21 protein-coding genes are annotated in these 23,276 nt (G+C 62.2%); 7 read left to right on the top strand and 14 right to left on the bottom strand.

What is annotated here, in order from left to right; translation table 11 throughout:
- Nucleotides 1-189: 189 nt before the first annotated feature.
- From prmC to IP85_RS12220, 4 genes are all read right to left on the bottom strand, one after another.
- Nucleotides 190-1,032, bottom strand: a complete 843-nt coding sequence (gene prmC / locus IP85_RS12235) for a peptide chain release factor N(5)-glutamine methyltransferase (protein ID WP_054149967.1) — start codon at nucleotides 1,030-1,032, stop codon at nucleotides 190-192.
- Nucleotides 1,033-1,061: 29 nt separating this feature from the next.
- The gene (gene prfA / locus IP85_RS12230; RefSeq protein WP_054149952.1) at nucleotides 1,062-2,141 is read right to left on the bottom strand and encodes a peptide chain release factor 1; all 1,080 of its coding nucleotides are present in this window, start codon (nucleotides 2,139-2,141) and stop codon (nucleotides 1,062-1,064) included.
- A 39-nt stretch (nucleotides 2,142-2,180) separates the two neighbouring features.
- Complete coding sequence (gene ptsP / locus IP85_RS12225) at nucleotides 2,181-4,448, bottom strand: phosphoenolpyruvate--protein phosphotransferase (RefSeq protein WP_054149951.1); 2,268 nt, start codon at nucleotides 4,446-4,448, stop codon at nucleotides 2,181-2,183.
- 86 nt (nucleotides 4,449-4,534) lie between these two features.
- Nucleotides 4,535-5,809 carry an aspartate kinase gene (locus IP85_RS12220; RefSeq protein ID WP_054149950.1) on the bottom strand — a complete coding sequence of 425 codons (1,275 nt, stop codon included), beginning with the start codon at nucleotides 5,807-5,809 and terminating at the stop codon, nucleotides 4,535-4,537.
- A 282-nt stretch (nucleotides 5,810-6,091) separates the two neighbouring features.
- On the opposite strand from IP85_RS12220, the gene mprF reads away from it, so the two are divergent.
- From mprF to IP85_RS12200, 4 genes are all read left to right on the top strand, one after another.
- Entirely contained in the window at nucleotides 6,092-8,692 is a 2,601-nt protein-coding gene (gene mprF / locus IP85_RS12215; protein WP_054149949.1) for a bifunctional lysylphosphatidylglycerol flippase/synthetase MprF, read from the top strand.
- Complete coding sequence (locus IP85_RS12210) at nucleotides 8,689-10,065, top strand: AcvB/VirJ family lysyl-phosphatidylglycerol hydrolase (RefSeq protein ID WP_054149948.1); 1,377 nt, start codon at nucleotides 8,689-8,691, stop codon at nucleotides 10,063-10,065. The genes mprF and IP85_RS12210 overlap by 4 nt, the downstream gene beginning before the upstream one ends.
- 158 nt (nucleotides 10,066-10,223) lie before the next feature.
- A complete protein-coding gene (ubiG, locus tag IP85_RS12205; RefSeq protein ID WP_054149947.1) occupies nucleotides 10,224-10,979 on the top strand; it encodes a bifunctional 2-polyprenyl-6-hydroxyphenol methylase/3-demethylubiquinol 3-O-methyltransferase UbiG in 756 nt (251 codons plus the stop codon).
- Entirely contained in the window at nucleotides 10,976-11,527 is a 552-nt protein-coding gene (locus IP85_RS12200) for a DUF924 family protein (protein ID WP_054149946.1), read from the top strand. Before ubiG ends, IP85_RS12200 begins: the two co-directional genes overlap by 4 nt.
- Before the next feature lie 132 nt (nucleotides 11,528-11,659).
- Here IP85_RS12200 and IP85_RS12195 read toward each other — a convergent pair whose 3' ends face one another.
- From IP85_RS12195 to IP85_RS12180, 4 genes are read right to left on the bottom strand one after another with little or no spacing between them, the layout of a single operon-like run.
- The gene (locus IP85_RS12195) at nucleotides 11,660-12,088 is read right to left on the bottom strand and encodes a DUF1178 family protein (protein ID WP_054149945.1); all 429 of its coding nucleotides are present in this window, start codon (nucleotides 12,086-12,088) and stop codon (nucleotides 11,660-11,662) included.
- Entirely contained in the window at nucleotides 12,085-12,942 is an 858-nt protein-coding gene (locus IP85_RS12190; protein ID WP_054149944.1) for a carbon-nitrogen hydrolase family protein, read from the bottom strand. Before IP85_RS12190 ends, IP85_RS12195 begins: the two co-directional genes overlap by 4 nt.
- Before the next feature lie 13 nt (nucleotides 12,943-12,955).
- Complete coding sequence (grxC, locus tag IP85_RS12185; RefSeq protein ID WP_054149966.1) at nucleotides 12,956-13,210, bottom strand: glutaredoxin 3; 255 nt, start codon at nucleotides 13,208-13,210, stop codon at nucleotides 12,956-12,958.
- A 46-nt stretch (nucleotides 13,211-13,256) separates the two neighbouring features.
- Nucleotides 13,257-14,033 carry a ComF family protein gene (locus IP85_RS12180; protein ID WP_082347670.1) on the bottom strand — a complete coding sequence of 259 codons (777 nt, stop codon included), beginning with the start codon at nucleotides 14,031-14,033 and terminating at the stop codon, nucleotides 13,257-13,259.
- Between the two features lie 67 nt (nucleotides 14,034-14,100).
- Here IP85_RS12180 and IP85_RS12175 point away from each other — a divergent pair, with 67 nt between their 5' ends.
- Nucleotides 14,101-14,985, top strand: a complete 885-nt coding sequence (locus IP85_RS12175) for a methyltransferase domain-containing protein (protein ID WP_054149943.1) — start codon at nucleotides 14,101-14,103, stop codon at nucleotides 14,983-14,985.
- Between the two features lie 9 nt (nucleotides 14,986-14,994).
- On the opposite strand, the gene IP85_RS12170 is transcribed toward IP85_RS12175, so the two are convergent.
- The 6 genes from IP85_RS12170 to IP85_RS12145 form a co-directional block, all read right to left on the bottom strand.
- On the bottom strand, nucleotides 14,995-15,168 hold the full coding sequence (locus tag IP85_RS12170) for a Flp family type IVb pilin (protein WP_054149942.1): 174 nt from the start codon (nucleotides 15,166-15,168) through the stop codon (nucleotides 14,995-14,997).
- Nucleotides 15,169-15,223: 55 nt separating this feature from the next.
- Nucleotides 15,224-15,544: a hypothetical protein gene (locus IP85_RS12165; RefSeq protein ID WP_054149941.1), complete on the bottom strand. Its 321-nt coding sequence runs from the start codon at nucleotides 15,542-15,544 to the stop codon at nucleotides 15,224-15,226.
- A gap of 98 nt (nucleotides 15,545-15,642) precedes the next feature.
- Nucleotides 15,643-16,056, bottom strand: coding sequence for an 8-oxo-dGTP diphosphatase MutT (gene mutT, locus IP85_RS12160; RefSeq protein ID WP_054149940.1), 414 nt, complete (start codon nucleotides 16,054-16,056; stop codon nucleotides 15,643-15,645).
- Nucleotides 16,053-16,829, bottom strand: coding sequence for a GNAT family N-acetyltransferase (locus IP85_RS12155; RefSeq protein WP_054149939.1), 777 nt, complete (start codon nucleotides 16,827-16,829; stop codon nucleotides 16,053-16,055). Before IP85_RS12155 ends, mutT begins: the two co-directional genes overlap by 4 nt.
- A gap of 7 nt (nucleotides 16,830-16,836) precedes the next feature.
- Nucleotides 16,837-18,078, bottom strand: coding sequence for a bifunctional glutamate N-acetyltransferase/amino-acid acetyltransferase ArgJ (argJ, locus tag IP85_RS12150; protein ID WP_054149938.1), 1,242 nt, complete (start codon nucleotides 18,076-18,078; stop codon nucleotides 16,837-16,839).
- Nucleotides 18,079-18,144: 66 nt separating this feature from the next.
- The gene (locus IP85_RS12145; protein WP_054149937.1) at nucleotides 18,145-18,996 is read right to left on the bottom strand and encodes a peptidylprolyl isomerase; all 852 of its coding nucleotides are present in this window, start codon (nucleotides 18,994-18,996) and stop codon (nucleotides 18,145-18,147) included.
- 245 nt (nucleotides 18,997-19,241) lie between these two features.
- Here IP85_RS12145 and secA point away from each other — a divergent pair, with 245 nt between their 5' ends.
- Both secA and IP85_RS12135 read left to right on the top strand, forming a co-directional pair.
- The gene (secA, locus tag IP85_RS12140) at nucleotides 19,242-21,938 is read left to right on the top strand and encodes a preprotein translocase subunit SecA (protein WP_054149936.1); all 2,697 of its coding nucleotides are present in this window, start codon (nucleotides 19,242-19,244) and stop codon (nucleotides 21,936-21,938) included.
- A gap of 100 nt (nucleotides 21,939-22,038) precedes the next feature.
- Nucleotides 22,039-23,244 (top strand): acyltransferase family protein, encoded by a 1,206-nt coding sequence (locus tag IP85_RS12135; protein ID WP_054149935.1) that lies wholly within the window; start codon nucleotides 22,039-22,041, stop codon nucleotides 23,242-23,244.
- Nucleotides 23,245-23,276: the final 32 nt, after the last annotated feature.

The following is a 23,276-nucleotide window of genomic DNA, read 5'->3' as shown; positions in this document are numbered from 1 at the left end:
GTACGCATCGGTCCAGTCGTGCTTCGCGGAGTTCGACAGCGAACTTTTTCGAAGCCGGCCCAGTCGCGAACGAATCTTCGTTCTTTCCCCGCCGCCCGTTGCGTGCCCGCAAGCTATTACGCTTCATTCGGAAAACCAAGCCTTTTTCTATGTTTCCCGAAATTATCCTTAGCAGCCGCAGCAAATGCGCTAATCAAGCCTTTTCGCAAACACCAGGACACGGTCATTGTGGCCGTAGTCGCGGTGCTCTTCGACAAGCAAAAAACCCGCCAATTCAAATATTTGCGTAACGTCTCGACGCTGGTCGAAACCGATCTCCAGGCCGATGAGCCCCTGGTCTTCGAGGTGGCTCGCAGCACACTGGGCAATCGCCCGATAGGCGTCGAGCCCGTCCGGACCACCATCCAGCGCTACCATCGGATCGAACTTGGTCACTTCCGGTTCCAGTCCCTTGACCACATCGCTGCGGATATAGGGTGGATTGGAAACGATGATGTCGAACCGTTCGGCCGTCTTGTCGAACCACGGTCCTGACCGCGTGACAAAACGCGACCCCAGCCCGTTGCGCTCGGCATTGTCAGCAGCTGTCTTCAAGGCGTCTTCGGAGATATCGATCCCCATGGCCTCGGCCTCGGGGCATTCGTGAAGCAACGCAAGCGCGATCGCTCCGGTTCCCGTTCCAAGATCGACAAGTTTCGGCTTGCGACCTTGCATGACCATGGACTTGAGATGTGGCAGGATCACGTCAACCAGGATTTCCGTATCCGGTCGAGGTTCGAGCGTCCCGGATGAAAGCGCGAGATCGAGCCCGTAAAAGTCACGCCGACCAAGGATGCGGTGGACCGGCTCGCGGGCCAGACGCCGAAGCACGGCCGCCTCCACCTGTGCCACGCCTTCCGGCGAAACCGGCTTCTCACCCTCGAGCAACAGGGCCGTCGGGCTCAGCTTGAGAAGGCCGCAGACGAGCACACGCGCATCGGTCGCAGCATCGTCCAATCCGATCGCCTCTAAACGACGCCGGGCGTCCGCCATCAGCAACCGTGCTGTTGGCGCGGCCCCCGTCACTGGTTTTCGCCCAGCTGCGCAAGCTGCCCGGCCTGATAATCGGAGATCAATGCGTCCAGCATTTCGTCCAGATCACCTTCGATCATCCGGTCGAGCTTGTAGAGCGTCAGATTGATCCGGTGGTCGGTGACGCGCCCCTGTGGGAAGTTATAGGTCCGGATACGCTCCGAACGGTCGCCCGAACCGACCTGGCTCTTGCGGTTTGCCGATCGCTCGCTGTCGAGTTTCTGTCGCTCGATATCGTAAAGCCGGGAACGCAGCACCTGCATGGCCTTGGCGCGGTTCTGGTGCTGCGATTTCTCTGACGACGTCACGATCAGTCCGGTCGGCAAATGGGTGATACGCACGGCCGAGTCTGTCGTGTTGACATGCTGGCCGCCGGCCCCCGAAGCGCGCATCGTATCGATGCGGATGTCTTCCGGCCGGATCTCGATGTCGATATCTTCCGCTTCCGGCAGAACGGCAACGGTTGCCGCAGACGTATGAATGCGCCCGCTCGCTTCTGTTTCCGGCACGCGCTGCACGCGGTGAACGCCGGATTCGAACTTCAGTTTGGAGAACACGCCCCGACCGCTGATCGTTGCGATGATTTCCTTGTAGCCGCCAGCTTCCCCTTCGCTGGCGGAAAGCACTTCGACTTTCCAGCCTTTCGTCGAGGCAAAGCGCTCGTACATCCGGAACAGGTCACCGGCAAAGAGTGCTGCCTCGGACCCGCCGGTTCCGGCACGGATTTCCAGGATCGCGCTCTTCTCGTCGGCGGCATCCTTCGGCAGAAGCAGGATCTGCATCTCGCCCTCAAGCGCCTCGATCCGGCTTTCGACCTCGGGCAATTCCATCTCGGCAAGATCGCGCATCTCCCGGTCCGTCGCCTTGTCGGACAGCATGGCGCGCAAGCCGTCGGCCTCGTCGATCGCAGACTGGTATTCGCGGATCTTCTTCACGACCGGCTCGAGTTCGGAATACTCCGATGCGAGCTTCACATAGACATCAGCTGCCGGTCCCGCCGACATTCGCGCCTCGATCTCGCCGAACCGGCGTTCGAGCTCGCGCATTTTCTCGACAGGAAGCTTCGCCACCCTTTACTCCAGGTCAGTCGCCAAAGTCAGTCTTCAAAGTCAGACGGGGATGTTGTGCTCTTCCGCATGGCGGAGGAGCAGGTCGCGCACTGACACGCCCGGGGTGTCGTCGTCAAGCGCAGCCATCAAAACCTCCGAGAGCAGACCGACGTCGAGACCGAGCAACATGGCCTTGACCGGACCGATCGCGGTCGGCGACATCGAGATGGAGCGGAAGCCGATGCCGAGCAGGGCCATCGCCGGGAGCGGCTTCGATGCCATCTCGCCGCAAAGGGTCACCGGCGTCTTGTTGCGCTCGCCGGCGCGAACAATATCCCTCAGAATTCTGAGGAAAGGTCGCCCCAGAACGTCGAAACGATCAGACACCCGGGCATTGCCACGATCAACGGCCATGGCAAACTGGAAGAGGTCGTTCGATCCGACCGAGACGAAATCCACTTCGTCCATAAGCTCGTCGAGCTGCCAGAGCAGCGCCGGCACTTCGAGCATGGCGCCGAACTGCAGCTTCTTCGGCAACTGATGGCCGAACTTGGAGATGTGCTGGATCTCCTTCTGCATCAGTTCGCGCACGGCCCGGATCTCCGAGACCTCGGTCACCATCGGCAGCATCATCTTGAGCTCGGCGCCGGAGGCAGCCTTCAGCAGCGCCCTCAACTGGGTGCGCAGCAATCCCGGCCGATCAAGCGACAGGCGGATCGCCCGCCAGCCAAGCGCCGGATTCTCTTCTTCCTGGGAGCGGAAATAGGGAACGACCTTGTCACCGCCGATATCGAGCGTGCGGAAGGTGACCGGACGGCCAGCCGCCTGTTTCAGCACATTGCGGTAAAAGCTCTCCTGTTCCTCGCCCTTCGGCATGGTCGAGGAAATCATGAACTGCAATTCGGTGCGGAACAGCCCGATGCCATCGGCACCGGAATCGGCCAGTTGCGGCAGATCGACCAGAAGGCCCGCATTCATCTGCAGCTTGATCCGGTGACCGTCCTTGGTGACAGGCTCGACATCGCGCAGCGCGCGGAACTGTTCCTGCCGCTTGGCCCGGAGCTTGACCTTTTCCTCATAAGCCTTCTGCAAATCGGCAACCGGGCGCACATGCACCTTGCCGTCGTCACCGTCGATGATGACGGGATCACCGTTTTCAGCAAGCGCCACGGCACCCGCCGCCTGGCCGACGACCGCAATGCCCATGGCACGCGCAACAATCACGACGTGGCTGGTGACGGCTCCTTCTTCGAGCACGAGGCCGCGCAGGTTGGCACGCGGATAATCGAGCAGCTCGGCCGCCCCCATGGCGCGCGCAAAGACGATCGCATCGTTCGGGAAGCCTTCGGCAGCACTGTGCGGCGAAAAGCCGGTGAGCTGGCGCAGCAAGCGGTTCGCCAGGTCGTCGAAGTCGTGCATGCGCTCGCGCAGATAGGGATCGGTCAGGCGCATCATGCGCGCCTTGGTGTCGCTCTGCACCTTCTCGACCGCGGCTTCCGCCGTCAGACCGTTATGGATCGCCTCTTCCATGCGCCGCACCCAGCCCTGGTCATGGGCAAACATGCGGTAGGTTTCGAGCACGTCGCGATGCTCGCCTTCCATGGAGATTTCGCGCCGCGACAGCATGTCGTCGATCGAAATGCGCAGCGATCCGAGGGCCGTTGCCAGCCGGCGGATTTCCGTCTCGCTGTCTTCGTTCAACAGATTGGTGACGACGATTCGCGGCTCGTGCAGCACGACATAGCCGAGGCCTATGCCTTCGGAGTAGCTGTCGCCGTCGATCGAGACGGGTCGCGTCAGATCAAGTTCGAGGCCGGGCCGGGTAATCTTCTTGAGCTCGCCGGTGGCGATCATCTCGGCAATCACCATCGCGGTCGTCTCGAGCGCTTCGAGCTCGTCCTCGCGATAGTTCCGCTGCGCCTTGTTCTGTACGACGAGAACGCCCAGGCTTCGCCCGGCGCGCAGGATCGGCACGCCGAGGAAGGAGTGATAGATCTCTTCGCCGGTTTCCGGCAGGTAGCGGAAGGCCGGATGCGCCTGGGCATCCGAAAGATTGAGCGATTGCGCGGATGCGGCGATCGTACCGACGAGACCCTGACCCATCTTCAACTGGGCCAGGTGAACCGCGTCCTTGTTCAGACCTTCGGTCGCATAAAGCTCGAGAACGCCGTCGGAGCGCAGCACATAGACGGAGCACACCTCTGCGACCATGTTGTTCGCGATCTGGCGAACGATCCGATCCAGTCGCTCCTGCGGCTCGAGCGGCTCCGCCATCAATTCGCGCAGCCGCTTGAGGAGGACGCGGGGACCCGCAGAAAGGTCTCTCATCCCGATTTTGCTCCACTTCCCATTGGTCAGCGGATTGTTACCCTTACCTTTTCAGGGGTCGGGTCACGGATGTCCGCTCTCAGGAATCAATTCTTATCCAGACCGTAGCAGGAATGCAAAGTCCGAACCGCAAGCTCGGCATAGGGGCCGTCGATCAGGATCGAGATCTTGATCTCGGACGTCGTGATCGCCTTGATGTTGATGCCCTTCTCGGCCAGCGCACGGAAGGCGGTCGCGGCAACGCCTGCATGGCTGCGCATGCCGATACCGATGACGGAAACCTTCACGAGACCCTTCTCGCTCTGGACGACGTCGAAACCGATCTTCTCCTTGTTGGAGCCGAGAACGGCGAGCGCCTTGTCCACGTCGCCTGAGGGCACCGTAAAGGTCATGTCAGTCTTCGAACCATCTTCAGAGATGTTCTGAACGATCATGTCGACATTGATGTGGGATTCGGCGAGCGGTCCGAAGATCGCAGCCGAGACACCCGGCCGGTCGGCCAGACGGCGCAGCGAAATCTGGGCTTCATCCTTGGCATAGGCAATACCGGTGACGACTTCCTGTTCCACGATCTCTTCCTCATCGCAAATCAATGTACCGGGCGGGTTCAGGAGATCACCCATGCCCGGTGCATCGGGATCTTCAAAGCTGGAGCGCACGAAGGTGCGGACCTTGTGCACCATGGCGAGTTCGACGGAGCGGACCTGCAGCACCTTGGCGCCGAGCGAGGCCATCTCAAGCATTTCCTCGAACGCGATCTTCTTCAGGCGACGCGCCTTGGGCTCGATGCGCGGGTCGGTCGTATAGACGCCGTCAACGTCGGTGTAGATGTCGCAACGGTCGGCCTTGACGCCGGCGGCAATCGCAACGGCAGACGTATCAGAGCCACCACGGCCGAGCGTCGCGATGCGGTTGTCAGGGCCGATACCCTGGAAACCGGCAACGACAGCCACCTGGCCTTCGGCCATACGGCGAATGATCTCGGTGCCGTCGATCTCCTGGATGCGGGCAGCACCATGGGCGTTGTCGGTCTTGATCGGGATCTGCCAGCCCTGCCAGGAGCGGGCATTGATATCCATCGACTGGAGCGCAATCGCCAGCAGGCCGGCAGTGACCTGTTCGCCCGAAGCGACGACGGCATCATATTCACGCGCGTCGTAAAAGGGCGAAGCGGCACCGGCGACTTTGGGCATGTTTTGCACCCAGTCGACCAGCTCGTTGGTCTTGCCCGACATGGCCGAGACAACCACGGCCACTTCGTGACCCGCATCCACTTCGCGTTTCACATGGCGCGCGACATTATAGATGCGATCCAGATTGGCGACGGATGTCCCGCCGAATTTCATAACGATGCGAGCCATAGACTTGAACCATATGCCCTTGAAAGACGCCGGAACCCCGGCACAAAAACACCGACCTGGGCGGATAGGCCTCAGGTTGCGGGGCTTTTAGTCTATATGTTCCCGGGGCGCAACGGCCACTTGCCCCCCAAACGGTACGGTAAAGCGCGGATTTTCGGTCGCAGCAGGCGTGCGGGAACCCTGCCTTAATTTGGATCGAATTCGGGCGCCAACCATGAGGCGACGCCCGGGCTGGGAGGCTGGATCGTCACATGTTGGTCGATCGATACCGGATAGGGTGTCATGAAAGCATTAGACGCGTTTCCCGAGCCTGCCCTCAGCGACAACCTCCCGCCGCCCTCCTTCTTTAACAGACATGTGAAGTCGATCGCCGCAGTCGCGGCACTCCTCGTCTTTGCCGCCGTCGGTTATGCCGTCTACCGGCTGACAGAGGAGGTCACCTATGCCGACGTGATCCATTCCCTGGAGACGACAAGTGCCTCCTCGATCGCGCTCGCCGTGCTTTTCACGGCACTGAGCTTCGTCACCCTATGCTTCTATGATCTGAACGCGCTGTCCCATATCGGCCGCAAGCGCCCCTGGCCGGAGGTCGCGCTCACCGCCTTCAGCGCCTATGCCGTGGGCAATGTCGCAGGCTTCGGCGCATTGTCGGGAGGTGCCATCCGCTACCGCGCCTATTCCCGCGCCGGTCTCTCGCCGGACGAAATCGGCCGCATCATCGCCTTCGTCACTGTGTCCTTCTCGCTCGGCCTTGCGCTGCTGACCACAGGCAGCATGGTGCCGATGGCCGGCGAAATCGCACCGCTGCTGGGAATTTCCTCCACAACACTTGCGACGGTCAGCACCATCATCCTCATAGCGATCCTGCTGCTTCTTGGCATCGCCCGCAGTGGCGGACTGAAGTTTGCCGGCCGCACGCTGCGCCTCCCCGATACAGGCATGCTCTCGCGGCAATTCCTGGTGACCGTGCTTGATGTCGCCTTTGCAGCGTCGGTGCTCTATGCCCTTCTGCCAGCAGAAGCGCAGATTTCCTGGCCTGCTTTCTTCGCCGTCTATGCCGTCGCCATCGGCATCGGTGTCGTCAGCCACGTGCCCGCCGGCCTTGGCGTCTTCGAGGCCGTGATCCTGGCCGCCCTCGGCTCAGAGGTTCCGGGCGACGCGCTGCTTGCCTCACTCGTCGCCTACCGCGCCATCTATTATGTTCTGCCGCTGGTCATCGCCATCTTCGTGGTCACGGCAACCGAACTGCGCCAGTTGTCGGCGAGCCCGCTCGCAACAGGTGTCGCCAGGACCGCCGGACGCCTTGCCCCGACGCTTCTCGCAGCACTTGCTCTGGTCCTCGGCGCCATGCTGGTGCTGTCGAGCGTGACGCCCACACCGGGCGACAATCTCGACCTGCTGGCGGGGTTCCTGCCGCTCCCCGTGGTCGAAGGCGCCCATTTCCTCGCCAGCATCCTCGGCCTGATGCTCGTCGTCGTCGCCCGCGGCCTGGCCCAGCGCCTCGACGGCGCCTGGTGGGGCACGCTGCTTGTCGCCCTGCTCGCCCTCGTCCTGTCGCTCGCCAAGGCCGTCGCCGTCTACGAAGCGGCCCTGCTCGCCATTCTCGTCATCGGCCTCCTCCCGAGCCGCCGCCTTTTTCATCGCAGGGCATCCCTCGGCCAGGCGCTCACCTCCTCCTGGCTGCTCGCTGTTGCAGTCCTGATCGGCGGCGCGGTCATCGTCCTCCTCTTCGTCTATCGTGACGTCGAATACAGCCATGCGCTCTGGTGGCAGTTCGCCTTCGATGCCGAGGCGCCGCGCTCGCTTCGCGCCATGCTCGGTCTCACCGTAGTCGCCATGGGTGTCTGCCTCTTCAGCCTCATGCGCCCGGCAGCCCCGGCGATCCACCCGGCAGGCGAGGAGGAACTGGCGAAAGCCGTCGCCATTCTCGACCGCCACGATGTGGCCGACGCCAATCTCGTGCGCACCGGCGACAAGTCCGTGATGGTCTCACCCGATGGCGAGGCATTCCTGATGTATGGCCGCCAGGGCCGGTCCCTGATTGCCTTCCTCGATCCCGTCGGGCCGAAAGCCTCGCGTGACGAGCTCATCTGGCAATTCGTCGAAACGGCACGTGCGAGCGGATGCCGTGCCGTCTTCTACCAGGCCTCCCCCGCCATCCTGCCTGTCATCGCCGATGCCGGCATGAAGGCCTTCAAGCTCGGCGAGATGGCGGTGGTCGATCTCGAACGCTTCGACCTGAAGGGCGGCACATGGGCGGGCCTGCGCCAGGCCGCCGCCAAGGGCGAGCGCGACGGCCTGACCTTCGAGATCATACCGACGGAAAACGTCGCTGCCATCCTCGACGACCTGCGCCGCATCTCCGATGCCTGGCTCGACCACCACAGGGCGAAGGAAAAGGGCTTCTCGCTGGGCGCCTTTACCGAGACCTATATGACAGCCCAACCGGTCGCCATCCTGCGCCACGGGGGCCGGATCGTCGCCTTCGCCGACATTCTGCTGACGGACACCCGCGAGGAGGCATCGATCGACCTCATGCGCTTCGCCCCCGATGCCCCGAAAGGCGCGATGGATTTCTTGTTCGTGCGCCTGATGACGACACTCCGCGACCAGGGCTATCGCCACTTCAACCTCGGCATGGCGCCACTGTCGGGCCTGTCACGCCGCGAGGTGGCTCCCGTCTGGGATCGCGTCGCCAACACTTTCTATGAGCACGGCGAACGCTATTACAATTTCAAGGGCCTGCGCGCCTTCAAGTCCAAGTTCCACCCCGACTGGCAGCCGCGTTATCTCGCGGTCGCCGGCGGTCTCAATCCCGTATTGGCCCTGCTCGATGCAACCCTTCTGATCGGCGGCGGCCTGAAAGGCGTGGTGAAAAAATGAAGACCTCCCTCCGCGCGAAGCTGCTGACACTTCCCCTCCTCGCCTTGCTCTCGCCGATAATCGTGCCCGGCCTGGCGCATGCCGAAGACCCGCCGCTCGACACCGGCATGATCCCCTCGCCGGTCACATTGTTGCCCGACGGAGATCCGCAATCGCTCGTCGTGCTGCTGTCGGACGCGCCGGGTTGGCAGGATACCGACCAGAAGGAAGCCGAGCGCCTGCAGGCGAACGGCGCAATCGTCGTCGGCATCGACACACCGAAATACATTGCCTCGCTGTCTGCCGACAAAGGCGATTGCATCTACACCGTCTCCGACATCGAGGCGCTTGGACGCCAGTTGCAGCGCAAGGCAGGCAATGCGAACTTCCTGCCGCCTGTTGTCGCGGGCCGCGGCGAAGGCGGGGCACTGGCGCTCGCCATCCTCGCCCAGACGCCGAAAGCCACCATCGGCCAGACGCTGGCCCTCGACCCGGAAGCCGGCATCCCGCTCACCAAACAATTCTGCACGCCGGCCGAAAAGAAGGTCGTCGGTGACCGCATGATCTATGGCCTGACAGCGGGCGACCTGCCAGATCCCGCGACCGTGCTCTTCAGCCCCTCAGCCACGCCTGAGGCCCGCGCTCATGTGACCGATCTCGTCGCAAGCCATCCTGATATCGACCAGCGTGACATCGATGCGGATACGAGCAAGGCCTTTTCCGACACGATCGACGAACTGGTCGCGGCGACCAATGCTGCGGAAACCCCGCTCGGCCTGCCGCTGACCATTCTCGACGCGACGCCGTCCCGTGACACCATGGCGGTGATTTTTTCGGGCGATGGCGGCTGGCGCGACCTCGACAGCCAGGTCGGCACCAATTTGCAGGCCGCCGGCATTCCCGTCGTCGGCGTGGATTCGCTCCGTTACTTCTGGTCGAAGAAGACCCCGGAACAGACCAGCGGGGATCTCGCCACCATCATCCACACCTACGAGAAGCGCTGGAAGGTGAAGCACGTGATGCTGATCGGCTATTCCTTTGGCGCCGACATCCTGCCGGCCGCCTATAACGGGCTGCCCGACAAGCTGAAGTCACGGGTCTCCCTCGTGAGCCTGCTCGCGCTGTCCCACGAGGCCGATTACGAGGTGTCCGTCTCCGGCTGGCTGGGCAGTGGCGGAAGCGGCGGGGCAGATCCCCTGACGGAAGTCGCCAGGATCGACCCCGCCCTGGTTCAATGCATGTATGGAACGGACGAAGACGACGACGCCTGCAAGGATCTCGTCGGCGGCCCGATCGAGACGATCGGCATCAAGGGCGGTCACCACTTTGACGGCGACTATCCCGCCCTTGCCAAACGCATTCTCGACGGACTGGAGAAACGGACGTCCCGTTGATCGTCCGCAAGACAAGACAACACGACCTGGCGCGAACGACGGCAAGAACGCTTGAGGCCTGCCAATCCGTCGTCGCTCCGCCACCTGTGACGTCTCCACCCTTGACTTTAAAGGTCATCGAGACGACTTCATGACCAAACGCGCCAGGAGGTTCCGTCATGAGTGCAGAGGCCCGCACCACAATCGATCAGTCCGAAGTCGACCGCTTTTCCGCCATGGCGGCCGAGTGGTGGGATCCGACCGGCAAGTTCAAGCCGCTACACAAGATCAATCCGGTGCGCCTTGCCTATATCAGGGACAAGGTCATCGAGCATTACGGCCGCGACCCGAAGAGCGCCCGCCCATTGGAGGGCCTGCGCATCCTCGACATCGGATGCGGCGGCGGCCTTCTGTCGGAACCGGTCGCCCGCATGGGCGCAAGCGTTCTTGGTGCTGACGCTTCCGAGAAGAACATCAAGATCGCCATGACCCATTCCGCCCAGAGCGGCGTGGAAGTCGATTACCGCGCTGTGACCGCCGAAGAACTGGCCGCCCAGGGCGAGACCTTCGACATCGTGCTCAACATGGAAGTCGTCGAGCATGTCGCCGACGTCGATTTCTTCCTGTCGACCTGCGCCTCCATGGTCCGCCCCGGCGGCCTGATGCTCGTCTCCACCATCAATCGCACGCTGAAAGCCGCAGCGCTTGCCATCGTCGGCGCCGAATATGTCCTGCGCTGGCTGCCCCGCGGTACCCACCAGTATGAAAAGCTGGTCCGCCCCGAGGAAATCGAACGGCCGCTTTCTGCAAACGGCATGCAGATCCTCGAAACCAAAGGCGTCTTCTTCAATCCGCTGCAGAACCAGTGGAACCTCTCGGCAGACATCGATGTCAACTACATGATGCTGGCGAGCCGCCCGGGATCGGCGACATGACGACACCGCAGACGATCATCGACTTCTGGCTGCGCCACGGTCCGGAAGCCTGGTTTTCGCGCAATGAAGCGCTCGACGCTGAAATCGCAGCAGACTATGCCGAACTGCATTTCCAGGCTTCGCGCAACGAATTGTCGGATTGGCAGGAGACCCCTGAGGGCACCCTCGCTCTTCTCCTGCTGCTCGACCAGTTCCCGCGCAATCTCTTTCGCGGCAGCGCGCATTCCTATGCGACCGATCCGCTCGCCCGCACGATAGCCCACCACGCTCTGGCCAAGGGCTTCGACATCAAGGTCGAGCCGATCCTGCGTCCCTTTATCTACCTGCCCTTCGAACACTCGGAAGACATGGAAGATCAGCGCCACAGCGTCTCGCTTTTCGAGAAGCACCGCGACGAGACCGGTGATGCGGAAGCGCTGAAATGGGCCCTTCTGCATCTGGATCTGATCGAGCGCTTCGGTCGCTTTCCTCACCGCAATACCGCTCTCGGCCGCAAGACGACGCCCGAAGAGCAGGCCTATCTCGACCAAGACGGTTTCAAGGGCTGAGCCGTCGATCAGACGGGCAAGGCTTTGACGGCTGAAATCAGATCGGCGTGCGTCTCAAGATTGTCAGCAGCCAGTCGCTTGATGCGCGCTCGATTGATGAAATAGGCGCACCGTCGGCGGTAAAGGCGGTGGTCAATTCACGTCGTCAGGCAGGACCGGCAGCGGCGCGATCTCGATGCCTTCCTCGATCAGCGACTTGACCTCCACGGGTGACGCTTGGCCGATGATGCCGCGCGCCTCCGACTCGCCATAGTGGATCTTGCGGGCTTCCTCGGGAAACTTCTCCCCGACGTCCTCGCTGCTCGCACGGATCTCGCGGATCGCTTCCTTGAGCTTGACGAAGGCCTGCTTCTGCACCTCGGAGACGGCCAGCGCCTGGGTCTCCTCCTTCTGACGGGCGGTCGACACGGCCGGTGCCATCAGCACCTTGGCCACCTCGGCCGATCCGCAGACGGGACAGGTGAGGTAACCCGAAGCCTTCTGCCGGTCGAAATCGGCGCTCTCCGAAAACCACCCTTCGAATTCGTGGGCCTTCTCGCAGCACAGCGAATAGCGGATCAAACTGTGACGCCTCCCTTGGCAAGCACAGGCGCGATGTCGAGCGCAAAGTCGCGGCCATTCTTCAGGTTCGGGATCTTCGCCCGGCAGGCCTTCACTGCCTCGAGATCGATCTCGGCAACGACCACGTCCTCGCCGGTGCCGCCGGCAGACGCCAGCACCTTGCCCCAGGGGCCGACGATCATCGAATGACCGAAGGTCTCGCGCCCGTCTTCATGCACGCCCGCCTGGGCGGCCGAGATGACATAGGCGCCGTTCTCGATCGCGCGGGCTCGAAGCAGGATCTCCCAATGCGCCTCGCCGGTCTGCTTGGTAAAGGCGGCCGGCGTCGTCAGGATCTGCGCCCCCGCCATGGCTTCCGCCCGGAACAGATGCGGGAAGCGCACGTCGTAGCAAACGCCGAAGCCGAGCTTGGCGAAGGGCAGATCGGCAACGACCGCCCGCTCGCCCGGACGATAGACCGCGCTTTCGCGCCAGCTCTCGCCATTGTCGAGATCGACGTCGAACATGTGGATCTTGTCGTAGGACGTGATTTTCTTGCCGTCGGGGCCAAACAGGAAGGCGCGGTTGGCGATCTTGCCATCGGCAAGCTTGATGGCGGTGGAGCCGACATGCAGATGGATGACGAGCTCCTTGGCAAGCTCCGACGCCTTTTTGACAATGAGATCGGTTTCTTCGTCGCGCAGCACGGCGGCAAGACCGGCCCGATCCTTCTGCACCGCGCCCGTCATTTCCGGCGTCTGAACATAGATCGCCCCGCGCCGGGCGGCCTCGCGCACGAGCCGTGCCATGCTTTCGGCATTCTTTTCCGGATCGATCCCGGAGCACATCTGGACGGCGGCAGCCTTGAACACCATGACCAATCAGTCCTTACTTTGTGAGAAGCGGATCGAGCTTGCCGGCCCGATCGAGCGCATGCAGGTCGTCGCAGCCGCCGACATGCTGGCTACCGATGAAGATCTGCGGGAAAGTGTTGCGGCCGGACTTGGCGATCATTTCCTCACGCAGATCCGGCTTGCCTGTCGCGTCATGCTCGACATAGGCGACGCCCTTGCTGTCCAGTAGCGCCTTGGCGCTGGCGCAGTAGCCGCAGAATTGCCGTGTGTAGATCGTGACGTCAGCCATGAAGTTCTCCGCCGGAAAGCGTCGCATAGACAGGGAATTGGTCCCCTCATATAGGCCCGGCGAGTGCCCTTGCAAAGGTCAAAACAGTGACATCCTGAGCGCCTGCCTTTTTCAGGGCAGTTGTCGCCGCACTGACCGTCGCCCCCGTCGTGTAGACGTCGTCAACCAGCACCAAGCGCTTGCCGAAGACGAGATCCTCAAGGCCTGCCGGCACGCCGAAGGCGCCGCGTACGTTGAGCGAACGTTGGTTCGCCGTCAGGCCGACCTGTTGCTGCGTGCGCTTGCGCCGCAGCAGCACCTCCGCGAAAAACGGTTTGCCCGATTGCCGCGCCACATGCCGCGCCAGTTCCGCCGATTGGTTGAACATGCGCCGAAATATCCGCATCCGGTGCAGCGGCACGCAGACGATGGCATCGCAGGCGGCAATTTCCACCGAGGCCGCCCGCAGCATCCAGCCGGCCATCATCGGCGCCAGATCCACCCGGTCACGATACTTGAGATCATGTACCAGATGCCGCGCCACCCCCTCGTGGAGGGCAACCGAACGCAGGCGGTCGAAGACGGGCGGATGGGCGATCGCCTGCGGCGAAACCATCCCCTCGCCCGGATCATGAGCAAAGGGCAGGCCGAGAACCGGACAATAGGGCTTGTCGATCAGCCGCATGTCGCCCCAGCACTGCGCACAGAGTGCGTGATGGCTGGCGACACGGGCATGGCAATGGGCACAGGCCGGTGGATAGATGAGATGAAACAGCCCGCGCAGTGCCGATCCGGCATGATGCCGGCTGACGGATGCGCTTTTCTGCACTAAATGAGCCCACATGCATCGACTTTACGCCCGCTTGGGCGTTCGGCCAATGCCGGAACGAGGCCAATCCAGGATTCCCGCCATGAACGAGCTTTTCGACGAAGCCCTGATCGCCCGCAACCGTGCGCGTGCCCTGGCCCGCAACGCAGCCGGCAGCGATTTCCTGCTGGACCTGACCGCCCGCGAACTCGCCGACCGCCTGGCCATCGTCCAGCGCAGCTTCGACGATGCCGTGGAACTCTTCGGCGGAACCGGGCTCACCGCCAGGGCTGCGCTCGCGACCGGCAAGATCGGTACGCTGCGGCGGATCGAAACCGATGCGAATTTCGGTGAGGCCGAAAACCCGGTCGCCGTCTCCAGTTACGAAAGCGTGCCGCTCGACCCGCAATCGGTAAACCTCATCCTCTCGCCGCTGTCTCTGCATCTCACCAATGACACCCCCGGCATGCTGATCCAGATGCGCCGTGCGCTGAAACCCGACGGCCTGCTGCTCGCCGCCATCCCAGGTTCAGGAACGCTTTCCGAGTTGCGCGAGGTCCTCCTGGCGGCCGAAACGGAGATCTATGGCGGTGCAAGCCCCCGCGTCATCCCCTTCGCCGACATCAGGGACATCGGCTCGCTTCTGCAGCGCGCGGGTTTCGCACTTCCGGTCATCGATGAGGAAAGCTTCACCGTCCGCTACGATCACATCTTCGCGCTGATGCGAGACCTGAAGGCCATGGGCATGGCCAATCCGCTGCTGGGACGCAGCCGTCGCCCGGTCTCGCGCAAGTTCTTCCTTCGGGCAGCGGAACTCTATGCCGAACGGTTCTCCGATCCGGATGGCCGCATCCGCGCCACCTTCTCGATCGTCTTCGTTTCCGGCTGGGCCCCACACGAGAGCCAGCAGAAACCGCTCAAGCCCGGTTCTGCAAAGATGCGCCTCGCCGACGCGCTCGATCCAGCGCGGCGACCAGATGAACCCTGACGGCGATTGTTACTTCTTGGCTTCGGTGAATTGGGTTTCGACTGTATTGAAGGTACTGAGCAGCGAGCCCGTGAACGCGCTGTAGCCGGAAAGCAGCGCGACGCTGATAATCGCGGCGATCAGTCCGTATTCGACGGCGGTCGCGCCACGAAGGTCAGACATCAACTGGCGTAAAAGACGCATTCTCGCTCCTGACAGTCTGGATCCGAGATGGTTGCCCCGCCCCGGCCGATGGGAATTAGCAGGCCTGGCCGGAGCCGTAGCCGTCGATGATGCAGACGGAACCCGGCGTCTCCTGAAGCACGCTGCGGCGGATCGTATACCGTTTGCCGCTCTCGTCCTTGGGGATCGATCCGGTGGTAATCATGTCGAATTCGTCAGGCTGGAAAGCGAGCGTCTTGCGGTCGGTCTTGGAGGCGAGCATGGGCGTCAAGACAAGCGAAAGGGCGATCGCAGCCGTGCCGAAAAGCAACGCGATATTCAAGACCCCGGTCCTGCCCGTTTTGACCGAAGACCGCTCTCGGGACCGTGCGGCCTTCCAGAAATCCTCGTTTACCATATTACGCTCCACACACGTATCCGACGCATGAACAGAGTGTATATTGCGGTCAGGGTTATAAACTTTTGATTAACGACGCGGCTTGAATCAGGCTTTTCTCAGAGAAGGTCCTGGAGAACCGGAATGAGCGGCTCGTCCGCCGGCGGCATCGGATAGTCGCGCAGTGCCTTGGCCTTGACCCACTTGATTGCCTGCCCTTCCCGCCCCTGCGGAATGCCCTCGTAGCGACGGCAGATATAGAGCGGCATCAGCAGATGAAACGTCTCGTAGGTGTGGCTCGCAAAAGTCAGAGGCGCGAGGCAAGCTACCTTGGTCTTGATCCCGAGCTCCTCCTCGAGTTCGCGCACCAGGCTTTCCTCAGGCGTCTCGCCAGCCTCGACCTTGCCGCCGGGAAATTCCCAGAGACCGGCCAGCGACTTCCCCTCGGGGCGCTGTGCGAGCAGGATGCGGTTGTCGGTATCGACGAGTGCACAGGCCGCGACCAGCAGGATGGGTTTCTTCACATCGCTCATGCGGACGCTTTCCGCCAATAGGCATAGCGATAGGCTTCCTCGAAACCCATCTTCGTGTAGAGCGCCATCGCTTCCTTGTTGTCGGCAACCACCTGCAGCCAGGCGGTGCGCGCACCGCGCATGCGGGCCCAGCGCAGTGCAGAACTCAGGATCTCGATACCGAACCCCTGTCGACGGTGATCGGGACGGACAGCAAGCGACATGATGCCCGCGAGATCATTGTCCTGAACGCACAGAGCCGCCGCAAGCGGTCCCTTGACGGCATCCTCGATCACAAAGAGGCCGGATGCCGGCTTGATGTTTCCAAGGATCTCAGCGAGCGCTGCCTTCAAACCCGGATCGCTGCCATGCACCGCGATATCGGCATCGACATAACGCCCGACATCCTGGGTCGGCAGATGGTCGAGAGTATCCGGGAAGGTCATGCGCCCGAGATCGCCGGTCATTGTCACGACCTCCTCGAAGCATTCCCAGCCATCGGACGCCAGAAAGTCGATCAGCGGCTTCGGCGAAAGCGGCGTCTGCCGCACCAGAAGCGGTCGCCCATGCGCCTCGAAACGCTTGCCGGCCTTTTCGATGCGCAGCGCGATATCGCGGCTATCCGAGGGATCGAGCGGCACGACACAATTCAACCGCTTGCCGGGATGTCCCCCAGTCAGGCGCACCTGCCAGCTTCCATCATAGACGACGCTGCTTGCCGGCCAGGCCCGAAAACCCACCGCTTCGAGGCGCCGGACGAGCGGCAGGTTGGGATCACTTACCATTGCATGCATTCAGACGTCAGCTCCGATAGTCGCCATTGATGGCGACATATTCCTTTGTCAAATCGCAGGTCCAGACCGTGGCCGTGCCGGAACCAAGACCGATATCGACGGTAACCGGAATGTCTTCCCGTTCCATGACGGCCGTGGTCGCCTCTTCCGAATAGGCCGGATCACGCTCGCCATTGACCGCTACGCGCACATCGCCAAACCAGATCGCCAGCCGATCACGATCGGCCATTTCACCGGACTTGCCGACCGCCATCACGATACGACCCCAATTGGCATCTTCACCGGCCACCGCCGTCTTGACCAGCGGCGAATTGGCGATCGACATCGCGATCTTCTTGGCCGCAAGATCGTTTTCGGCCCCCTTGACGGTGATCTCCACCATCTTGCGGGCACCTTCACCGTCACGCACAACCTGCAGCGCCAGATCCTTGAGGAGATCGTTCAGCGCCGCCCGGAAATCGCCGAGACGGGCATCATCTGCCCCCTCGATCTTCGCCTGACCATCCGCCGATGCGGCACAGGTCGCAAACAGCATCAGCGTGTCCGAGGTCGATGTATCGCTGTCGACGGTGATGGAATTGAAGCTCGGCTCGACGCCTGCAGACAGGAGACCCTGAAGGGCCGCCGGCGCGATATCCGCATCCGTCACGACAAAGGAGAGCATCGTCGCCATGTCGGGCGCGATCATGCCGGCACCCTTGGCAATCCCGTTGATCGTAACAGTCACGCCATCGATCTTCGCACTGCGCGTTGCGACCTTCGGATAGGTATCCGTGGTCATGATCGCCTTGGCGGCCTCGAACCAGAAGTCACCGGCCGCATCTGTCGCCATCTGCTCGAGGACGCCGGAAAACTTCGTCGCGTCCAGCGGTTCGCCGATGACCCCCGTCGAGGCAAGATAGATCTCGCTCTCGCCGCAACCCAATGCTGCCGCTGCCGACTTCGCCGTCAGCTCCGTCGCAGCCTTGCCCTTCACCCCGGTGAAGGCATTGGCATTGCCGGAATTCACGACGACGCCGCGCGCCACGCCGTGCGAAAGGTTCTGCCGGCAGAAATCGACCGGAGCCGAAGGGCACTTGGACTTGGTGAAGACACCCGCAACTGAAGCCGGCTCGTCAAAGGCCATCAACAGCACATCGGTGCGGTTCTTGTACTTGATGCCCGCAGCCGCGGTCGCCATCCGCACACCGCGGATCTGAGGCATGTCGGCATAGGTTTTCGGAGCGAGAGGAGAAATGCTGGAAGACATGGCGCGGCCCGTAATGGAAGGCCCGCAAACTGCGGGCCTTGGAACAAACAACGATTGGGGAAGAGCTTACTGCTGCTCTGCCGTGTTGGCTTCTTCGTAGCCCTTGCGCAGGGCTTCGTCGACGATCTCGATCTTCTGCTCGGTCTTCGCCTTTTCGATCAGCTCGAGATACTTGTCGCGCATCACGAGCTGGCGAACCTGCTGCTCGACGGCTTCGAAGGCCGGCGGCGGAGCATCGCGCTTGTCTTCGAGAAGGATCACGTGAAAGCCGAACTGGGTCTGAACCGGGGTCTTCGTGTAAGTGCCCTTTTCGAGCGAGAACGCCACTTCTTCAAACTCGGGGACCATGCGGCCCTTGGAGAAGTAGCCGAGGTCGCCACCTTCCGTCTTGTTCGGGTCTGTCGACTTTTCCTTGGCGATTTCGATGAAGTCCTTGCCGGCATCGAGATCGGTAATGATCTGCTTGGCCTCTTCCTCGGTCTTCACCAGGATGTGGCGGGCGCGCACTTCTTCCTGCTTCGGAAGCGCTGCGATTTCCTTCTCGTAGCGCGCCTTCACTTCGTCTTCCGTGACAGCGTCGACAACATTCTTCTTGAAGAAGGCGTTATGCAGCTCGCGCTCGGCGATGAAGGCCATGCGGCGCTTGTATTCAGGATCGTCCTGCAGACCGGCGGCGGTCGCGTTTGCCGCAAGCAGCTTGACGTCGATTGCGCCGGAAAGGGCAGCGACCTTCTTCTGCTCATCGGGAAGCTGTGCGAGCTGCGGATCGAGGTTGGCGATCGCCAGATCGAGTTCGGACTGGGTGATCTCGAGATCACCGACCTTTGCAACGACAGTGGCGTCCTGGGCGAAAGCCGCACCGGTGAGGGCCGAGAGGGAAACGCAGGCGGCAAGCACGATTTTGTTGAGGCGAAGCATGAAAGACCTTTCGGATGGTGAACCGTTTCAAGACCGTTCGAATTGGGCAAAAGATTGTCAGATGCCCGGCGACCGAGGGGATTTGGCACCAGCCTGCGCCGTTGACATCATTCGACCCCCCTCTTATCTGTCACGCAACCTCGCGTCCAGAGTAGTTTCAGGGCGCCTTGTGCCTATTCGTCCTCGCTAATGGTGGTTCGAAAGGTACGTCAACGATATGACGAAGGTCAGAAAGGACCATCGATATGGTCAGTCTTGGTGGACTTGCGCGCAAAATCTTCGGATCGTCGAACGACCGTCGCGTGAAATCCTATAACCCCCGCGTTGCTCAGATCGCAGCCCTCGAAGAGAAGGTGAAGGCGCTGACCGACGAACAGCTCGCCGCCAAGACGGCCGAGTTCCGGGCAGAGCTGGCCGCCGGCAAGACGCTGGACGATATCCTGGTACCCGCCTTCGCCGTCGCCCGTGAAGGTGCCCGTCGTGCGCTCGGCATGCGTCCCTTCGACGTTCAGCTGATCGGCGGCATGATCCTCAACGACAATTCGATTGCCGAAATGAAGACGGGCGAAGGCAAAACGCTGGTCGCGACACTTGCCGTCTACCTGAACGCCCTCGAGGGCAAGGGTGTCCACGTCGTCACCGTCAACGACTACCTCGCCCGCCGTGACGCCGCGACCATGGCGAAGATGTACGGCTTCCTCGGGCTGACCACCGGCGTCATCGTCCATGGTCTCTCCGACGATGAACGCCGCGCTGCCTATGCCTGCGACGTCACCTATGCGACCAACAACGAACTCGGCTTCGACTATCTGCGCGACAACATGAAGTACGAGCGCGGCCAGATGGTGCAGCGTGGCCACAACTTCGCGATCGTCGACGAAGTGGACTCGATCCTGGTCGACGAAGCCCGCACGCCGCTGATCATCTCCGGCCCACTCGACGACCGCTCGGATCTCTACAACACCATCGACGCTTTCATCCCGCTCCTGTCTGAAGAAGACTACGAGATCGACGAAAAGCAGCGCGCGGCCAACTTCTCGGAAGTCGGCACAGAGAAGCTCGAAAATCTGCTTCGCGAGGCAGGCCTCCTGAAGGGCGAGAGCCTCTACGACGTCGAAAACGTTGCGATCGTCCACCACATCAACAACGCGCTGAAGGCCCACAAGCTGTTCCAGCGCGACAAGGACTACATCGTCCGCAACGACGAGATCGTCATCATCGACGAATTCACCGGCCGCATGATGCCAGGCCGCCGTTACTCGGAAGGTCAGCACCAGGCGCTCGAAGCCAAGGAAAAGGTGCAGATCCAGCCCGAGAACCAGACGCTCGCCTCGATCACCTTCCAGAACTATTTCCGCATGTACAAGAAGCTTGCCGGCATGACCGGTACGGCAGCAACCGAAGCGGAAGAATTCGCCAACATCTACGGTCTCGATGTCCTGGAAGTTCCGACCAACCTGCCGATCAAGCGTATCGACGAGGATGACGAGGTCTACCGGACCGTCGAGGAAAAGTTCAAGGCGATCATCGAGGAAATCAAGGCCGCCAGCGAGCGCAACCAGCCGGTTCTCGTCGGCACCACCTCGATCGAAAAGTCCGAACTGCTCGCCAACATGCTGAGCCAGTCGGGCTTCAAGGACTTCAAGGTCCTGAACGCCCGCTACCACGAGCAGGAAGCCTATATCGTGTCGCAGGCCGGCGTTCCCGGCGCCGTGACGATCGCCACCAACATGGCCGGCCGCGGCACCGACATTCAGCTGGGGGGCAATCTCGACATGCGCCTCGAACACGAACTGGCCGAGATCGAGCCGGGTCCGGAGCGCGATGCGAAGACAGAAGCCATAAAGGCTGAGATCGCGGCCCTCAAGCAGAAGGCGCTCGAAGCCGGCGGTCTCTACGTCATCGCCACCGAGCGTCACGAAAGCCGCCGCATCGACAACCAGCTGCGCGGACGTTCCGGCCGTCAGGGTGACCCGGGCCGGTCGAAGTTCTACCTGTCGCTCCAGGACGACCTGATGCGCATCTTCGGCTCTGACCGTATGGACAGCATGCTGCAGAAGCTCGGTCTGAAGGATGGCGAAGCGATCGTCCACCCCTGGATCAACAAGGCGCTGGAACGCGCCCAGAAGAAGGTCGAAGCCCGCAACTTCGACATCCGCAAGAACCTTCTGAAGTATGACGACGTCATCAACGACCAGCGCAAGGTGATCTTCGAGCAGCGCATCGAGCTGATGGACGCGACCGATGTCTCGGCGACCGTCACCGACATGCGCCACGAAGTCATCGAGACCATGGTCGGCATCCATGTGCCCCCGAACGCCTATGCCGAGCAGTGGGATGTCGCCGGCCTCAAGCAGAAGGTCGCGACCACCCTCAATCTCGACCTGCCGATCGATGCCTGGGCCGCCGAGGAAGGCATCGCCGAGGACGACATCTACAACCGCATCATGGAAGCTGCCGACAAGGCCTATGCCGACAAGGCCGAGCGCTTCGGTGCCGAACTGATGACCTATGTCGAGCGCTCCGTCGTGCTGCAGACCATCGACAACCTGTGGCGCGAACACATCGTCAACCTCGACCACCTGCGCTCGGTCGTCGGCTTCCGCGGCTACGCCCAGCGCGACCCGCTGCAGGAATACAAGGCCGAAGCCTTCGAGCTCTTCCAGGCCCTGCTCGCCAACCTGCGCGATGCCGTGACCATGCAGATGTCACGCGTCGAACTGGTCCGTGATCCGCCCCCGGCCCCGACCCCGCCGCCGATGCAGGCCCACCACATCGACGCCACCACCGGCGAGGACGATGTCGGCGAAGGCTCTGCCGTTCCCGCCGGCGACCGCGATCCCCAGGATCCGAAGAGCTGGGGCACCGTCGGTCGCAACGAGCCCTGCCCCTGCGGCTCCGGCAAGAAGTTCAAGCACTGCCACGGCGCGCTCGAAGCGTGACCGCGAGGGCTTGAGGCTTTCTCAACCTTTCGCTTTTAACCTCTGACAAAAGGGGAACCGCGCCAAACGGCCCGGTTCCCCTTTTCCTTTGGAGGGCTTGATGTCGGCCATGACAGCGCGGGAGCACCAGTGGGATTGGCTGCGCGCCTTCCTGATGCTTCTCGGCATCCCCTACCACGCCGCCATGGCCTACAATGCCCGCGTCCTCTGGGACATACAGTCCCCCGAAAAGAGCGAGATCCTGACCTTCCTGAGCGGCGTGCTCGTGACCTTCCGCATGCCCGCCTTTTTCATGGTCGCAGGCTACTTCGCCGCCATGATGCTGGAAAGGCGCGAGCCAGCACCCTGGCTCCGCGGTCGTATCATTCGCCTCGGCATCCCCTTCCTCACCGGGCTGGTGCTGCTCGCGCCGATCCAGATTGCCGTGATCGACCTCGAAAGTGCCCTCGTCGGCGCAAGCTCGATGTCGACGGCGCTCGATCAGGTTGGCCGGGATCTCGTCCATCCCGGCGCCAACTGGATCATGCATCTCTGGTTCCTGCCAGCGCTCCTCGCCTATAGCGGGATACTGGTGCTTCTCACCGCCGGACGGCGGTTCGAACGAGTTTGTCGTGTCATCAAGCAGACCGAAGGGAACTGGCGGACGCGCCCGAGGCTGGCGCTCGTATTCCTGATCATCGCGACGGCGACATGGGAGGTGATGATCCACCTTACGCATCAGGACATGCTGACGCGCCAGGGTGCCCTTCCCTATCTGCTCGCCCACGGCATCGATCCCTATCTCCGCTACCTGCCATTCTTCCTGATCGGCACCGTCCTGCGGGCCTCGCCGGAGATCCGCCAGGCACTCGTCTGGACGAAGGGCTACGGCCTTCCGGCATTCGGCGTGGCCGCCGCGATCCTTGCCGCAGCACTGCGCGGGGCGGAAGCCAGCGATGGGGGCATCGCCTACAACGCGCTCGACGGCGCGGCCGCGATCCTCCTGAGCCTCTTTTTCATCGGCATCGCCGAACGCTTCTGGAACCGCCCAGAACCGCGCATCGACCGCATCGTCGACGCCTCCTTCAGCATCTATCTGCTGCACCACCCGATCATCTACGCGCTTGCGGCGCTCTTCATCCTGGCGGAATGGCCGCCGGTCGTGGAGTTCCTCCTGATCTGCCTCACGACCTTCTTCCTCTCCTTTGGTCTCCACCGGCTGATCCGGCGCTCGCCCCTGGCACTTTTCCTCTTCAACGGCGTACCGATGTCCGGCAAGACCCGGGACGACGGGCGGCCGCAAGGCAGCATCACTACACTTCGTTAACCCTGATCTGTCATCACTGGAGCCCATACCCG

The sequence above is a fragment of the Rhizobium sp. AAP116 genome (assembly GCF_001295785.1).
In the GTDB taxonomy this organism is placed as follows: Bacteria; Pseudomonadota; Alphaproteobacteria; order Rhizobiales; family Rhizobiaceae; genus Allorhizobium.
Note: the sequence above shows the minus strand (reverse complement) of the source record. Positions and strands in the feature narration are given on the sequence as shown.

Excerpts from the sequence above, each read along its gene's own strand:
- mutT (WP_054149940.1), bottom strand. The coding sequence starts at position 16,056 with ATGAGCGATGTGAAGAAACCCATCCTGCTGGTCGCGGCCTGTGCACTC.
- IP85_RS12145 (WP_054149937.1), bottom strand. The coding sequence starts at position 18,996 with ATGCTTCGCCTCAACAAAATCGTGCTTGCCGCCTGCGTTTCCCTCTCG.
- prmC (WP_054149967.1), bottom strand. The coding sequence starts at position 1,032 with ATGGCGGACGCCCGGCGTCGTTTAGAGGCGATCGGATTGGACGATGCT.
- IP85_RS12135 (WP_054149935.1), top strand. The coding sequence starts at position 22,039 with ATGTCGGCCATGACAGCGCGGGAGCACCAGTGGGATTGGCTGCGCGCC.
- secA (WP_054149936.1), top strand. The coding sequence starts at position 19,242 with ATGGTCAGTCTTGGTGGACTTGCGCGCAAAATCTTCGGATCGTCGAAC.
- IP85_RS12180 (WP_082347670.1), bottom strand. The coding sequence starts at position 14,033 with ATGTGGGCTCATTTAGTGCAGAAAAGCGCATCCGTCAGCCGGCATCAT.
- IP85_RS12155 (WP_054149939.1), bottom strand. The coding sequence starts at position 16,829 with ATGCATGCAATGGTAAGTGATCCCAACCTGCCGCTCGTCCGGCGCCTC.
- mprF (WP_054149949.1), top strand. The coding sequence starts at position 6,092 with ATGAAAGCATTAGACGCGTTTCCCGAGCCTGCCCTCAGCGACAACCTC.
- argJ (WP_054149938.1), bottom strand. The coding sequence starts at position 18,078 with ATGTCTTCCAGCATTTCTCCTCTCGCTCCGAAAACCTATGCCGACATG.
- IP85_RS12165 (WP_054149941.1), bottom strand. The coding sequence starts at position 15,544 with ATGGTAAACGAGGATTTCTGGAAGGCCGCACGGTCCCGAGAGCGGTCT.
- grxC (WP_054149966.1), bottom strand. The coding sequence starts at position 13,210 with ATGGCTGACGTCACGATCTACACACGGCAATTCTGCGGCTACTGCGCC.
- IP85_RS12200 (WP_054149946.1), top strand. The coding sequence starts at position 10,976 with ATGACGACACCGCAGACGATCATCGACTTCTGGCTGCGCCACGGTCCG.
- IP85_RS12210 (WP_054149948.1), top strand. The coding sequence starts at position 8,689 with ATGAAGACCTCCCTCCGCGCGAAGCTGCTGACACTTCCCCTCCTCGCC.
- IP85_RS12220 (WP_054149950.1), bottom strand. The coding sequence starts at position 5,809 with ATGGCTCGCATCGTTATGAAATTCGGCGGGACATCCGTCGCCAATCTG.
- ptsP (WP_054149951.1), bottom strand. The coding sequence starts at position 4,448 with ATGAGAGACCTTTCTGCGGGTCCCCGCGTCCTCCTCAAGCGGCTGCGC.
- IP85_RS12170 (WP_054149942.1), bottom strand. The coding sequence starts at position 15,168 with ATGCGTCTTTTACGCCAGTTGATGTCTGACCTTCGTGGCGCGACCGCC.
- IP85_RS12175 (WP_054149943.1), top strand. The coding sequence starts at position 14,101 with ATGAACGAGCTTTTCGACGAAGCCCTGATCGCCCGCAACCGTGCGCGT.
- ubiG (WP_054149947.1), top strand. The coding sequence starts at position 10,224 with ATGAGTGCAGAGGCCCGCACCACAATCGATCAGTCCGAAGTCGACCGC.
- IP85_RS12190 (WP_054149944.1), bottom strand. The coding sequence starts at position 12,942 with ATGGTGTTCAAGGCTGCCGCCGTCCAGATGTGCTCCGGGATCGATCCG.